Origin of the sequence: Shinella pollutisoli, assembly GCF_024609765.1 — a bacterium.
GTDB lineage: Bacteria > Pseudomonadota > Alphaproteobacteria > Rhizobiales > Rhizobiaceae > Shinella > Shinella pollutisoli.
Genome location: NZ_JANFDG010000003.1, coordinates 72,856 through 86,629, shown reverse-complemented (window position 1 = coordinate 86,629; position 13,774 = coordinate 72,856). Strand labels below are relative to the sequence as shown.

The following is a 13,774-nucleotide window of genomic DNA, read 5'->3' as shown; positions in this document are numbered from 1 at the left end:
GCTCCGTTCTGACGGCCCCGCGCGGGAGGAGGGCAGGGGCCGGGTGGACATGCGCCCCGTTATCATAGCGCCGGGCCGGAGAAAACCTCGAAACCGTGCGGAATCAGCGCCGCCGCGTCAGAAGCCACTGGACGTCCGGCACCGTGCCGAGCGGCATGGTGAGCGTGAGCTGCCGCGAGGCGCGCACGCCGGAGGGATCGGCGAAGAACACATCCTCCTCCTCCTCCACCGGCACGTCGATGCAGGTGAGCGCCCAGGCCTCGCCGTCGGGCGCCACCAGCCGCGTCTCGTTCGCCGACGCGTGGTAGAGCTGGATCGCCGGATGGATGTGGAAGCGCACGACCGCCGTGCCGGCGAGCGTCGCATCGGCGTCGTTCGGGTTGAAGAAGCGTTCGCGGCCGCGCACCTCGCCGCCGGATGCGGCGAGATGGATGTCGCGCTCGTAGATCAGGCCGAATCTCTTGAGATAGCCGTCGTGGGTTGCGCGGATGCCGTCGGCGCCGGCCTGGCTCTCGTAGCGCGACGCCTCGACCCTGTGCACGCCGCTGACGAGGATCGGGCCGAGGAAGCGCGAGGTCGAGATACGCGAGGAGGAGGTGTCGTTGAGCGTCGCCACCGAATGGGCCGCCGTCGCGCGCGCCATCTGCCGGAGCGCCTCGCCGGCAAAGCGCGGCCGCCCGGAATTGACGATGAAACGGTTGCGCGCCGAGGACATCTCGATCGACAGCGCGCCCGCCGCCGCCGTCGCCGACAGGTCGACCGACAGCGGCAGCCCGGTATCCATCAGCACGACGGTCTCCTTCGCCGCCAGCCGGTCGTAGCGGCTCGACGGCAGCGCCTTGAAGGGCGCTCCGCCCGTCTCGTCGTAGCGCAGCACCGACATCAGCTCGTGCGCCAGCGTGTAGGTCGCGCCGTTGAAGAGCGCGAGCTCGCCGCCCTGGTGGCGGAAGAAGCGCAGCGCCGGATAGATGCGGTCGATCGAGGGGATGAGCTGCGCCGGCATCTCGTGGCCGAGGTTCACGTAGGTCTGGCGCAGCGGCAGGAGATCGAGCAGCACGTCGAGCGCGGCGCGCGGGTTGCGCGACGCGTGGCCGCCGTCCGGCAGGATCTGCCGCATCAGCTCGCGGTCGAGGTCGCGCGCGGCCCGGCGCATGCGCGACGCGGAGGCCGGCATGGCGATGGAGGCCATGGCGAGCGCGAGGCGCGCGCGAAGCCGCGGCTCGCCGTCGCGCGTCGTATCGGCGATGTGCCGGAGATAGCGGACCTGGAAGGCGAGGCTCTTCAGGAAGCGGCGGTAGAAGGCGTAGTCGGCATCCTTCAGCACGACCGGCGAATGGGAAAGCCAGGCGATGATGCGCTGTGAGATGACGTCCGGCCGCCAGGAGAGCCCGCCGATCACCCTGCCGTGGCTCTGCAGCCAGTCGTCGACGATGAAGCGGGCGGCGAGCGCCGCCGCTTCCGGCTCGACGAGGCGCATGTGGCGCAGCCAGCCGAAGGAATGGAGGCGGACGGCGAATTCCTCCGAGGGAAGCTCCAGCGCGAAGGGCGATTCGCCCTCGCAATCGAGCACCCGGCCGGCGAGCGGAAAGCGCCCGCCGAGAATCTCCTCCCCGACGAAGGAATCGGCCGGATGGAGATCGGTCGGCGCGACGATCAGGCGGTCCGGCGAAAGGCCCGCGAAGCGCAGCGCGGTGATGCGCCCGAGGGCGAGCCTCCGCGAGAAACGGCGCCACCCCTCACGCAGATACAGATAGAGAAGCCGCTGCCGGTCGGAAAGCTGCATGGTTAAAAGTTGCCTCCACCGGCCTATTGGTAGGCCGAGGAATGGAGGGCCGTCAATCGACCCGCCGGCGATCCGCTGTTGATGAGCGGCGGGCCGGTCATGCCTCCCGCCGCAGGTGCACGGCGTAGAAACCGTCCAGCCCGCCCGCAAATCCGCCCGCGGCCGGCAACATGGCCGGCGTGGTGCGGAATTCGCCGAGCGGGGTGATCGCCGCCTCCAGCCCCGGCCAGTTCGCCGGATCGACGGGCACGCGGCGCCAGCCGGGATTGTCGGCGAGCACCCGCGCCGTCACCGCCTCGCCCTCGTCGGGATCGAGCGAGCAGTTGGAGAAGACCAGCTCGCCGCCCGGCCTGACCAGCGTCAGCGCGTGGCGCAGCAGCCGTTCCTGCAGGCGCGCGAGCTTCTCGATGTCCTCCGGCCCCTTGGTCCACAGCACGTCGGGATGGCGGCGGATGGTGCCGGTCGAGGAACAGGGCGCGTCGAGCAGCACGGCGTCGAACGGCTCGGCCGGCCGGTAATCCATCATGTTGGCCTCGACGGCCGTGGCCGACAGGCCGAGCCGGACAAGATTGCCGACGAGGCGCTTGAGGCGGTTTCCCGACTGGTCGAGCGCGGTCACCTCGGCACCGGCGAGCGCGAGCTGCGCCGTCTTGCCGCCGGGGGCCGCACAGAGATCGGCGACGCGCTTGCCGGAAAGGTTGGAAAACAGCTTCGCGGGAATGCTGGCGGCGGCGTCCTGCACCCACCATTCCCCCGCCTCGAAGCCTTCGAGCGCGGGAATGGCGCCGGAGCCGGCGGGCAGGCGCACCGAGCCGGTCGGCAGCACCCTGCCGGAAAGCCGCGCCGCCCAGCCCTCGGCATCCGACTTGACGGTGAGGTCGATCGCCGACGGCTCGAGCAGCGCCTCGGCGATCCGCGCCGCATGCTCGGCGCCGTAGACGGCGACGAGACGACGGTGGAACCAGTCCGGCACGGCCGGAACCGCATGGGTCGCCGTCAGGTGGGAGGCCTTCTCCCGCGCGAGGCGGCGCAGCACGGCATTGACGAGGCTGGCGAAGCGCCGGTTGCGCGGGTCGATCTGCGCCTGCTCGACGGCGAGGTCGACGGCGGAATGGTCCGGGACGTCGAGATAGAGGATCTGCGCGGCGGCGACCGTCAGCACGTGGTGGAGGGCGCGCGCGCCTTCCGGCAGCGGCGTGCCGACCAGCGAATCGAGGATCGCCTCGATGCGGGGGAGGTGGCGCAGCGCCGTGTTGAGGATGGCGCGCACCAGCGCCCGGTCGGCCTCCGGCAATTGCCGGTAGACGGGATTGCCGTTCTCCGCGTCCAGCATGCCGTCGAGCGGGGTCCTGCGGTCGACGACGGCCGCAAGGATGCGGGCGGCGGCCTGCCGTGCCTTCAGCCCCGGCTTCTCGTGCCGGGCCGGCGCGGACGGGTTCGCACCGTGCGGTCGCTTCGGATGGGTTCTTCGCTTCGCTTCGTCGTCGTTCAAGACTTTGTCATCTTTCAGCGTCTTCACGCAATTCCGCACGCAAGACCGCGACACGCTTCTGCTGGAATTGCTCTAGGACCAGGGGCCCTTGGGCGGTTCGCCACCGCGCCCCCAGCCGGTCGTCGGAACGGAGCGCGATTTGCGCACCGCAGTATCAGCGCGGACCGGTTCCGTCGAGCGCTGCCGCGCACCGCGCGCCATTTCTTCCAGCGCGGCGATGCGGTTTTCCGTGTTCGGATGGGTCGAGAACAGGTTGTCCATCCGCTCGCCCGACAGCGGATTGATGATGAACATGTGCGCGGTCGCCGGATTGTGCTCGGCCTCCTCGTTGGGAATGCGGCCGGCGGCGATGGCGATCTTCTTCAGCGCCGAGGCGAGCCACAGCGGATTGCCGCAGATCTCCGCGCCGCGCCGGTCGGCGGAATATTCGCGCGTGCGGCTGATCGCCATCTGCACCAGCATGGCGGCGAAGGGCGCGACGATCGCGGCGATCAGCACGCCGACGAAGCCGAGCGGATTGTTGTTCTCGCGGCTGCTGCCGCCGCCGAAGAACATGGCGAAATTGGCGAGCATGGAGATCGCGCCGGCGATCGTCGCCGTGATCGTCATCGTCAGCGTGTCGCGGTTCTGGACATGGGCGAGCTCGTGCGCCATGACGCCCGCCACCTCCTCGTAGGACAGCGAATGGAGGAGGCCCGTCGAGGCGGCGACGGCGGCGTTCTCGGGGTTGCGGCCGGTGGCGAAGGCGTTGGGCTGGTCGCTGTTGATCACGTAGACGCGCGGCATCGGCAGGCCGGCGCGCGCGGCGAGATCGCGCACGATGCCGTAATATTCCGGGGCGGAACGCTCATCGACCTCCTTGGCGCCGTACATCGACAGCACCATCCGGTCGGAGTTCCAGTAGGAGAAGATGTTCATGGCGAGCGCGACGAAGAAGGCGATCATCATGCCGCCCTTGCCGCCGATCAGCAGGCCCACGCCCATGAAAAGCGCCGTCATGACGGCGAGCAGCATGGCTGTGCGAACGATGTTCATGCTTTTTCCGGCTCCTGTCTGCCTCGTTGCCCTGGTCGCTTCCCTTGCTGTCAAGGAATGTTTCACGTGAATCAACGCTTTCCACAGCGAACCCACGCCCTTATATGATGGTCATCCGACAGGACTTCTTCAATATCCGGGAAGGATGCCGATTCTCATGCAAAGCGACAACGACAATCGTAGCGATGGCCGGAAGGTCCTTTCACCCGCCGCGTTGCGCGCGCTGAAGGAAGCGGAGGAACGGCGCAGGGCGGCGATGCCGGCCGAGCCCGCGCCGGAGATCGGCGGCCGCGGCGGTGCCGACCCGGCCCGCTACGGCGATTGGGAGATCAAGGGCCGAGCGATCGATTTCTGAGAGAATCCGGCTCAGGAAATGCCGGTGCGGGCCGCGACCCGCTTCCCTCTCCGAATGGCAGAAGGGACAAAAGCGGAGGGCGACCTCCTGAACGAGAACGGCGGCCCGCAGGCCGCCGTTTCCATCCGTAGGGCGGTCAGCCCGCCGCCTTGTTCTGCCGGTTGGCGATCAGGTCGTCGACGACGGCCGGATCGGCAAGCGTCGAGGTATCCCCGAGGGCGCCGAAATCGTCCTCGGCGATCTTGCGCAGGATCCGGCGCATGATCTTGCCCGACCGGGTCTTCGGCAGGCCGGGGGCGAACTGGATCTTGTCGGGCGTGGCGATCGGGCCGATCTCCTTGCGCACGTGCTTGACCAGCTCCTGGCGCAGCGCATCCGTCCCCTCCTCGCCGGCCATCAGCGAGACGTAGCAGTAGATGCCCTGGCCCTTGAGGCCGTGCGGATAGCCGACCACGGCCGCCTCGGACACCAGATGGTGCGAGACGAGCGCCGATTCGATCTCGGCCGTGCCGAGGCGGTGGCCGGAGATATTGAGCACGTCGTCGACGCGGCCGGTGATCCAGTAATAGCCGTCCTCGTCGCGCCGGCAGCCGTCGCCGGTGAAATACTTGCCCTTGTAGGTGGAGAAGTAGGTCTCGATGAAGCGCTTGTGGTCGCCGTAGACCGTGCGCATCTGCCCCGGCCAGCTGTCGACGATGCAGAGGTTGCCGTCGGTCGGGCCGGTCAGCACATGGCCCTCGTTGTCGACGATCTCCGGCTTGATGCCGAAGAAGGGCCGCGTCGCCGAACCCGGCTTCAGGTCGGTCGCGCCCGGCAGCGGCGAGATCATGATGCCGCCCGTCTCCGTCTGCCACCAGGTGTCGACGATCGGACTGCGGCCCTCGCCGACCACGTGGTAGTACCATTCCCAGGCTTCCGGGTTGATCGGCTCGCCGACCGAGCCGAGCAGGCGGATCGACGAGCGCGAGGAGCGCTTGACGAAGGCGTCGCCCGCGCCCATCAGCGCGCGGATCGCCGTCGGCGCGGTGTAGAAGATGTTGACCTTGTGCTTGTCGATCACCTCCCAGAAGCGGCCGGCATCCGGGAAGTTCGGCACGCCCTCGAACATCAGCGTCGTCGCGCGGTTGGCGAGCGGCCCGTAGACGATGTAGGAATGGCCGGTGACCCAGCCGACGTCGGCCGTGCACCAGTAGATGTCCCCGTCCTGGTAGTCGAAGACGTATTTGTGCGTCATCGAGGCGAAGACGAGATAGCCGGCCGTCGTGTGCAGCACGCCCTTCGGCTTGCCGGTCGAGCCGGAGGTGTAGAGGATGAAGAGCGGATCCTCGGCCTTCATCTTCGCCGGCGGACAATCGCGCGGGACGGTGGCGATCTCCTGGTGGTACCAGAGGTCGCGGCCCGGCGCCCAGCCGGTCTTGCCGCCGGTGCGGCGCACGACCAGCACCTTGTTGACGATCACGAACTGCTTGGCCGCGATGTCGATGGCGATGTCGGTGTTTTCCTTGAGCGGGATCGGCTTGCCGCCGCGCACGCCCTCGTCGCAGGTGATGACGAAGGTCGATTCGCAGTCGACGATGCGGCCGGCCAGCGCATCCGGCGAGAAACCGCCGAAGACGACCGAATGGACCGCGCCGATGCGTGCGCAGGCGAGCATTGCGTAAGCCGCTTCCGGGATCATCGGCATGTAGATGGTGACGCGGTCGCCCTTCTTGACGCCGTGCTTCTTCAAGACGTTCGCCATGCGGCAGACGTGCTCGTAGAGCTCGTTATAGGTGATCTTCTTGTCGATATACGGGTTGTCGCCTTCCCAGATGATCGCCACCTGGTCGCCATGCGCCTTCAGATGCCGGTCGATGCAGTTGTAGGAGACGTTGGTGATGCCGTCCTCGAACCACTTGATCGAGACCTTGCCGGAAAAGGACGTGTTCTTGACCTTGGTATAGGGCTTGAACCAGTCGATCCGCATGCCGTGCTTGTCCCAGAAGCGGTCCGGGTTCTCCACGCTCTCGCGATACCATTTCTGGTAGGTCTCGTTGTCGATGAGCGTGCGGCTCCTGGCGGACTTCAGAACCGGATAGGTCTTCGTGGACATGAAATTCCTCCCTCGATGCACTCGATGCAAACGCGCGGGGGCCGTCTCCTGCGGCCGCGCAAGTCTCGCCCATACATATCAGGTCAAACCCTTCCGGCAATTAGACGAAGGTCATTTGCCTTGCGGAGAATTGCATTTCTTGCGACGCGGCGTTATAGAGGGCGCAATTCCCGGAAATTAGAGTGGTTAACATTCCACGGCCCGCGACACCGGCGCGGACGGACAAGAGGACTATATCCATGGCTCAACAGCTGCTCATGCCAAAGGCGACCGCCGTCTGGCTGGTCGACAACACGGCGCTCTCGTTCGACCAGATCGCACAGTTCTGCAAGCTGCATCCGCTCGAGGTCAAGGCCATCGCGGACGGCGAATCGGCGCAGGGCATCAAGGGTCTCGACCCGATCGCCACCGGCCAGCTCTCCCGCGAGGAGATCGCCCGCGCCGAGGCGAACCCCGCCCACAAGCTGAAACTCTCCGAACCGAAGGTGCGCGTGCCGGAATCCAAGCGCAAGGGCCCGCGCTACACGCCGGTCTCCAAGCGCCAGGACCGCCCCAACGCCATCCTCTGGCTGGTGCGCAACCATCCGGAGCTGAAGGACGCGCAGATCTCCCGCCTCGTCGGCACCACCAAGTCGACGATCGAGCAGATCCGCGAGCGCACCCACTGGAACTCGGCCAACCTGACGCCGATGGACCCCGTCACGCTCGGCCTCTGCTCGCAGATCGACCTCGACCTCGAGGTGGAACGCGCCTCGAAGGGCCGCCCGCTGCCGACGGCGGCGGAAGTCGGCGCCACGCTCGAATCCGCGCAGGAAACGGAAAAGCTGCCCTACAGCGACCGCGAGGAGGAGAAGGAGATCGACGCCGACGCCGTCTTCGCCAAGCTGAAGTCGCTGAAGTCCTCCTCCCCCGACGAGGACGAGGAGGACGACCGGTTCTGAGACCGGCCGGCCCATCCCTTCACAAAAAACCCGGCCGCCATCCGCGGCCGGGTTTTTTCATGCGCCGATGCCCCGGGTCTGGAGCGCGGCGGCGATCTCGTCGAGGATCGACGGATCGTCGATGGTGGCGGGCATCTTCCACGGCTCGTGGTCGGCGATCTTCTGCATCGTCCCGCGCAGGATTTTTCCCGAGCGCGTCTTCGGCAGGCGCTTCACGCAGATCACCGTCTTGAAGGCCGCGACCGGGCCGATGCGGTCACGCACCAGCCCCACCACCTCGCGCTCGATCACCGATGATTCACGTGAAACACCGCTGTTGAGCACGAGGAAGCCCGCCGGGATCTGCCCCTTCACCGTGTCGGCGACGCCGATCACCGCGCATTCGGCGACGTCCGGATGGCTGGCGCAGACCTCCTCCATCGCCCCCGTGGAGAGGCGGTGGCCGGCGACGTTGATGATGTCGTCGGTGCGCGACATGATGAAGACGTAGCCGTCCTCGTCGACATAGCCGGCGTCGGCCGTCTTGTAGTAACCGGGAAACTCGTCGAGGCAGGCGGCGCGGAAGCGGGCGTCGGCATTCCAGAAGGTCGGCAGGCAGCCCGGGGGCAGCGGCAGCTTCAGCGCGATGTTGCCGAGCGTGCCGGGCGGCACCTCGTGGCCGGCATCGTCCAGCACGTGCAGCTCGTAGCCGGGCATCGGCACGGTCGGCGAGCCGTGCTTGACGGGAAGCTGGCCGAGGCCGAGCGGATTGCCGGCGATGGTCCAGCCCGTCTCCGTCTGCCACCAGTGATCGATGACCGGCACGCCGAGCACCCTTTCCGCCCATTGCACCGTGTCCGGATCGGCCCGCTCGCCGGCGAGGAACAGCGCCCGGAGGCTGGAGAGGTCGTAGTCCTTCACCAGCGCCCCTTCCGGGTCCTCCTTGCGGATGGCGCGGAAGGCGGTCGGCGCCGTGAAGAGCACGGAGACCTTGTATTCCTCGACGACGCGCCAGAAGGCGCCGGCATCCGGCGTGCCGACCGGCTTGCCCTCGTAGAGCACCGTGGCGCTGCCGTTGAGGAGCGGCGCGTAGACGATGTAGGAATGGCCGACGACCCAGCCGATGTCGGAGGCCGCCCAGAAGACCTCGCCGGGCGAAACGCCGTAGATCGCCCGCATCGACCAGGCGAGCGCCACCATATGGCCGCCGTTGTCGCGCAGCACGCCCTTCGGCTGGCCGGTCGTGCCGGACGTATAGAGGATGTAGAGCGGATCGGTGGCGGCGAGCGACGCGCAGGGCACCGTGCGCCCGCGCGCCGCCTCCAGCGCCGGGCCGAGATCGACGTCGCGCGCCTCGCCAAGCTCGGCCTCATGCTCCGGCCGCTGCAGCACGAGGCAATGGTCCGGCTTGTGATGCGACAGGCCGATCGCCGCGTCGAGCAGCGGCTTGTAGGCGACGATGCGGTTCGGCTCGATGCCGCAGCTCGCCGAGACGACGAGCTTCGCCTGCGAATCCTCGATGCGCGCGGCAAGCTCGTTCGCCGCGAAGCCGCCGAAGACGACGGAATGGATCGCGCCGATGCGGGCTGAGGCGAGCATCGCGAAGACCGCCTCCGGGATCATCGGCATGTAGATGACGACGCGGTCGCCCTTCTCCACGCCGTGGTCGGCGAGCACCGCCGCCATGGCGTTCACCTCGCCGAGCAGCTCGGCATAGCTGTAGCGCGCCTTCCGGCCGGTGACCGGGCTGTCGTAGATCAGCGCGGTGCGCTCGCCGTGCCCGGCCTCGACATGGCGGTCCACGCAGTTGTGACAGGTGTTGCCGCGCCCGTCCGGGAACCAGCGGCCGTAGACGCCGAGCGTCTCGTCGAAGACGGTGGCCGGATGCTCGAACCAGTCGACGCCGCGCGCCGCCTCCGTCCAGTGCGCGACGTGATCGGACCGCCAGGCCCGGTAGATTTCCCCGTAATTGCTCTGCATTGCATCCTCCCGACGGGACGGCCGAACCGGCGGCCGTCGCTCCTCGGGGTCGAAGGATAGGAGAGCGCGGGGCCGGCGAAAAGCCAGACCAAAGGGTTAGGACGATAGGGGAGGGCGCGGATGCGCCTGCCGGGACTGCTAGCGCGTGCCGAAGATCGCCGAGCCGACGCGCACGCTGGTGGCACCGAAGGCGATCGCCGTCTCGTAGTCGCCCGACATGCCCATGGAGAGCTTCTCCAGCCCCGCCCGCGCGGCGAGCTTGGCGAGCAGCGCGAAATGCGGCCCCGGGTTCTCGTCGGCCGGCGGGATGCACATCAGCCCCTCGATCGGGAGCGCGAGTTCGTCGCGGCAGAAGGCGACGAAGGCGAGCGTCCCGTCCGGCGCAATGCCGGCCTTCTGCGGCTCGAGGCCGGTGTTGACCTGGACATAGAGTCGCGGTCGCCGGCCCTGCCGCGCCATCTCGGCGGCGAGCGTCCGGGCGATCTTCTCGCGGTCCACCGTCTCGATCACGTCGAAGAGCGCCACGGCGTCGGCCGTCTTGTTCGATTGCAGCGGGCCGATCAGATGAAGCTCGATGCCGGGCGTCCCGGCGCGCAGGGCCGGCCACTTGCCCTGCGCCTCCTGCACGCGGTTCTCGCCGAAGACGCGCTGGCCGGCGGCGAGCGCCGGGCGGATCGCCTCCGCGTCGAAGGTCTTCGAGACGGCGACCAGCGTCACCGCGCCGGCAGGCCTGCCGGCCTCGCGGCTCGCCTTATCGATGCGCGCCCGCACCTCTTCGAGACGGTCCTGAAGCTCCATGGTCGTTCTCCCCGCTGTCGGTCCTGCCGGACCTAGCGAAATCCGGCCGGAAAGCCAAGCGCGAGCCCGCAAAACTTGACGCTCCGGCGGTTTCATGGTGAAGGTCAGCGCGACAACTTCGCATGGGCGCACCGCCCGCCGAGAACTTCCCCAAAAGACTTCCGGAACATCACAGACATGGCCACCGAACGCTACAATCCGCGCGATGCCGAGCCCCGCTGGCAGGCGAAATGGAACGAAGAGAACGTCTTCCTGACGAAGAACGACGACCCGCGCGAGAAGTACTACGTGCTGGAGATGTTCCCCTATCCGTCGGGCCGCATCCACATGGGCCACGTGCGCAACTACGCGATGGGCGACGTCGTCGCCCGCTACAAGCGCGCCCGCGGCTACAACGTGCTGCACCCGATGGGCTGGGACGCCTTCGGCATGCCGGCGGAGAACGCCGCCATGCAGAACAAGGTCCACCCCAAGGGCTGGACCTACCAGAACATCGAGACCATGCGCGGCCAGCTGAAATCGATGGGCCTGTCGCTCGACTGGTCGCGCGAGTTCGCCACCTGCGACGTCGAATACTATCACCGCCAGCAGCACCTCTTCCTGGACTTCCTGGAGAAGGGCCTCGTCTACCGCAAGCAGTCGAAGGTGAACTGGGACCCGGTCGACCACACCGTGCTCGCCAACGAGCAGGTGATCGACGGCCGCGGCTGGCGCTCCGGCGCGCTGGTGGAGCAGCGCGAGCTGACGCAATGGTTCTTCCGAATCACCGATTTCAGCCAGGACCTGCTCGACGCGCTCGACACGCTCGACCAGTGGCCGGAGAAGGTGCGGCTGATGCAGAAGAACTGGATCGGCCGCTCCGAGGGCATGCTGGTCCGCTGGGAGATCTCCGACGGCGCGGGCCTCACCGCCGCCAGGGACGTCACCGTCTACACGACGCGTCCCGACACGCTGTTCGGCGCCTCGTTCCTCGCGATCTCCGCCGACCATCCGCTCGCCCGCGAGGCGGCGGCGAGGAATCCGGCTATCGAAGCCTTCGCCGAGGAATGCCGGCGCGCCGGCACCTCGCTCGCCGCCCTCGAGACGGCCGAGAAGAAGGGCATGGACACCGGCATCCGCGTGCGCCATCCCTTCGACGCGGGCTGGGAACTGCCGGTCTATGTCGCCAATTTCGTGCTGATGGACTACGGCACCGGCGCGATCTTCGGCTGCCCCTCCGGCGACCAGCGCGACCTCGACTTCGCCCGCAAATACGGCCTGCCGGTCGTGCCCGTCGTCATGCCGGAGGACGGCGATGCCGCGACCTTCGCCATCGGCGACGAGGCCTATGTCTACGACGGCGTGATGATCAACTCCCGCTTCCTCGACGGGCTTTCCACCGACGCCGCTTTCGAGGCGGTGGCCGAGAAGCTGACGGCGACCATGCTCGGCGGCGCGCCGCAGGGCGAGCGCAAGGTGAACTTCCGGCTGCGCGACTGGGGCATCTCGCGCCAGCGCTACTGGGGCTGCCCGATCCCGGTCATCCATTGCGAGGCCTGCGGCGTCGTGCCGGTGCCGAAGGCCGACCTGCCGGTGAAGCTGCCCGACGACGTGACCTTCGACAAGCCGGGCAACCCGCTCGACCGGCATCCGACCTGGCGCCACGTCGCCTGCCCGGCCTGCGGCAGGGATGCCCGGCGCGAGACGGACACGATGGACACCTTCGTCGACTCCTCCTGGTATTTCGCCCGCTTCACCGCGCCCTGGGAGAACGACCCGACCGATCCGGCCGCCGCCAATGCCTGGCTGCCGGTCGACCAGTATATCGGCGGCATCGAGCACGCGATCCTGCATCTGCTCTATTCGCGCTTCTTCACCCGCGCCATGCGCGAGACCGGCCATCTCGACCTGAAGGAGCCCTTCAAGGGCCTCTTCACCCAGGGCATGGTGGTGCACGAGACCTATAGCCGCGAGACGGGCGGCAAGCGCGAATGGGTGACGCCCGCCGAGATCCGCATCGAGGAGGCGGACGGCAGGCGCCGCGCCGTGCACGTCGAATCCGGAGAAGAAATCGCGATCGGCTCGATCGAGAAGATGTCGAAGTCGAAGAAGAACGTGGTCGACCCGGACGACATCATCGCCTCCTACGGCGCCGACACGGCCCGCTTCTTCGTGCTCTCCGACTCGCCGCCGGACCGTGACGTCATCTGGTCGGAAGCCGGCGTCGAGGGCGCCCATCGCTTCGTCCAGCGCGTCTGGCGTCTCGTCTCGGAGGCCGCACCGGCGCTGACGGCGGTCGAGAGCCGGCCGGGCGCGGAAGGCGAGGCGCTGGCCGTCTCGCAGGCCGCCCACAGGACGCTGAAGGCCGTGCAGGCCGATTACGACAAGCTCGCCTTCAACAAGGCCGTGGCACGCATCTACGAGCTCGTCAACACGCTCGCCGCCCCGCTTGCGGCCGCCGCCGCCGGCAAGGCCTCGCCGGAGCTCGCCGCGGCACTGCGCGAGGCCGTCGGCATCCTGATCCGCATCGTCGCGCCGATGACGCCGCATCTCGCGGAGGAATGCTGGCGCGAGATCGGCGGCGCCGACCTCGTCGCCACCGCCGGCTGGCCGGCCTATGACGAGCGGCTTGTTGCCGAAAACGAGATCACGCTGCCGGTGCAGATCAACGGCAAGAAGCGGGCGGATTTGACAATCGCCCGCGACGCGGACCAGACTGCCGTCGAGGGCGCCGTGCTGGCGCTCGAGGCCGTGCAGGCGGCGCTCGCCGGAAAGCAGCCGAAGAAGATCATCGTCGTACCGCAGAGGATCGTGAATGTTGTTGTCTGACGGAACGGGCCGTTTTCGGCTGGCGAAGCTGGCCGGCGGACTGGCGCTTCTCGCCCTCGTCGCCGGCTGCCAGGTGCGGCCGCTCTATTCCACCGGCGGCGACACCGGGGGCAAGCTCGCCTCCGTCTCGATCTCCGAGGCGGACGACCGCGTCGAGCAGCAGGTACGCAACAGCCTGATCTTTCTCCTTGCCGGCGGCGCCGGCGAGCCGCAGACGGCGGCCTACCACCTCGACCTGAACGTCACGGTGCGCAATGTCGGCGTGCTGCTCGACATCAAGACGGACGTGCCCCGCGCCGGCCGCCTCGTCGTGACCGCCGACTACAACCTCGCCAAGATCGACACCGGCGAGACCATGGCCTCCGGCCGGCGCTCGACCGTCGCCTCGGTCGATTTCCCCGTGCAGGAATTCGCCAAGCTCAGGGCCGTGCGCGACGCCGAGAACCGCGCCGCCCGCGAGCTCGCCGAGCTGATCCGCGCCGACGTGGCCGCCGCGCTCGCGCGGCGCTGA

At 68.1% G+C, this 13,774-nt stretch carries 10 protein-coding genes; 4 read left to right on the top strand and 6 right to left on the bottom strand.

Annotated elements, in window-relative coordinates; all coding sequences use genetic code 11:
* Window positions 1-103: 103 nt before the first annotated feature.
* From NNZ72_RS03260 to htpX, 3 genes are all read right to left on the bottom strand, one after another.
* Window positions 104-1,783, bottom strand: a complete 1,680-nt coding sequence (locus NNZ72_RS03260; RefSeq protein WP_257312681.1) for a heparinase II/III family protein — start codon at window positions 1,781-1,783, stop codon at window positions 104-106.
* Window positions 1,784-1,880: 97 nt separating this feature from the next.
* On the bottom strand, window positions 1,881-3,275 hold the full coding sequence (locus NNZ72_RS03255) for an RsmB/NOP family class I SAM-dependent RNA methyltransferase (RefSeq protein WP_371747684.1): 1,395 nt from the start codon (window positions 3,273-3,275) through the stop codon (window positions 1,881-1,883).
* A gap of 72 nt (window positions 3,276-3,347) precedes the next feature.
* Window positions 3,348-4,310 (bottom strand): zinc metalloprotease HtpX, encoded by a 963-nt coding sequence (gene htpX, locus NNZ72_RS03250; protein ID WP_257312678.1) that lies wholly within the window; start codon window positions 4,308-4,310, stop codon window positions 3,348-3,350.
* Window positions 4,311-4,467: 157 nt separating this feature from the next.
* Between htpX and NNZ72_RS03245 the strand changes: the two genes are divergently transcribed.
* Entirely contained in the window at window positions 4,468-4,665 is a 198-nt protein-coding gene (locus NNZ72_RS03245; RefSeq protein ID WP_257312676.1) for a DUF1674 domain-containing protein, read from the top strand.
* A gap of 136 nt (window positions 4,666-4,801) precedes the next feature.
* Here NNZ72_RS03245 and acs read toward each other — a convergent pair whose 3' ends face one another.
* The gene (gene acs, locus NNZ72_RS03240; protein ID WP_257312673.1) at window positions 4,802-6,757 is read right to left on the bottom strand and encodes an acetate--CoA ligase; all 1,956 of its coding nucleotides are present in this window, start codon (window positions 6,755-6,757) and stop codon (window positions 4,802-4,804) included.
* A 239-nt stretch (window positions 6,758-6,996) separates the two neighbouring features.
* Between acs and NNZ72_RS03235 the strand changes: the two genes are divergently transcribed.
* Window positions 6,997-7,698: a DUF1013 domain-containing protein gene (locus NNZ72_RS03235; RefSeq protein ID WP_257312670.1), complete on the top strand. Its 702-nt coding sequence runs from the start codon at window positions 6,997-6,999 to the stop codon at window positions 7,696-7,698.
* Between the two features lie 57 nt (window positions 7,699-7,755).
* On the opposite strand, the gene NNZ72_RS03230 is transcribed toward NNZ72_RS03235, so the two are convergent.
* Together NNZ72_RS03230 and NNZ72_RS03225 are read right to left on the bottom strand one after the other, a co-directional pair.
* Window positions 7,756-9,657 (bottom strand): propionyl-CoA synthetase, encoded by a 1,902-nt coding sequence (locus tag NNZ72_RS03230; protein WP_257312666.1) that lies wholly within the window; start codon window positions 9,655-9,657, stop codon window positions 7,756-7,758.
* Between the two features lie 138 nt (window positions 9,658-9,795).
* Entirely contained in the window at window positions 9,796-10,455 is a 660-nt protein-coding gene (locus NNZ72_RS03225; protein ID WP_257312663.1) for a YggS family pyridoxal phosphate-dependent enzyme, read from the bottom strand.
* Between the two features lie 177 nt (window positions 10,456-10,632).
* Between NNZ72_RS03225 and leuS the strand changes: the two genes are divergently transcribed.
* Together leuS and lptE are read left to right on the top strand one after the other, a co-directional pair.
* Entirely contained in the window at window positions 10,633-13,263 is a 2,631-nt protein-coding gene (leuS, locus tag NNZ72_RS03220) for a leucine--tRNA ligase (RefSeq protein ID WP_257312660.1), read from the top strand.
* Window positions 13,250-13,774 carry an LPS assembly lipoprotein LptE gene (gene lptE, locus NNZ72_RS03215; protein WP_257312657.1) on the top strand — a complete coding sequence of 175 codons (525 nt, stop codon included), beginning with the start codon at window positions 13,250-13,252 and terminating at the stop codon, window positions 13,772-13,774. Before leuS ends, lptE begins: the two co-directional genes overlap by 14 nt.

Bases quoted from the DNA above. Each gene is read 5' to 3' on its own strand.
- NNZ72_RS03260 (WP_257312681.1), bottom strand. From the start codon at position 1,783: ATGCAGCTTTCCGACCGGCAGCGGCTTCTCTATCTGTATCTGCGTGAG.
- htpX (WP_257312678.1), bottom strand. From the start codon at position 4,310: ATGAACATCGTTCGCACAGCCATGCTGCTCGCCGTCATGACGGCGCTT.
- NNZ72_RS03245 (WP_257312676.1), top strand. From the start codon at position 4,468: ATGCAAAGCGACAACGACAATCGTAGCGATGGCCGGAAGGTCCTTTCA.
- acs (WP_257312673.1), bottom strand. From the start codon at position 6,757: ATGTCCACGAAGACCTATCCGGTTCTGAAGTCCGCCAGGAGCCGCACG.
- NNZ72_RS03235 (WP_257312670.1), top strand. From the start codon at position 6,997: ATGGCTCAACAGCTGCTCATGCCAAAGGCGACCGCCGTCTGGCTGGTC.
- NNZ72_RS03230 (WP_257312666.1), bottom strand. From the start codon at position 9,657: ATGCAGAGCAATTACGGGGAAATCTACCGGGCCTGGCGGTCCGATCAC.
- NNZ72_RS03225 (WP_257312663.1), bottom strand. From the start codon at position 10,455: ATGGAGCTTCAGGACCGTCTCGAAGAGGTGCGGGCGCGCATCGATAAG.
- leuS (WP_257312660.1), top strand. From the start codon at position 10,633: ATGGCCACCGAACGCTACAATCCGCGCGATGCCGAGCCCCGCTGGCAG.
- lptE (WP_257312657.1), top strand. From the start codon at position 13,250: ATGTTGTTGTCTGACGGAACGGGCCGTTTTCGGCTGGCGAAGCTGGCC.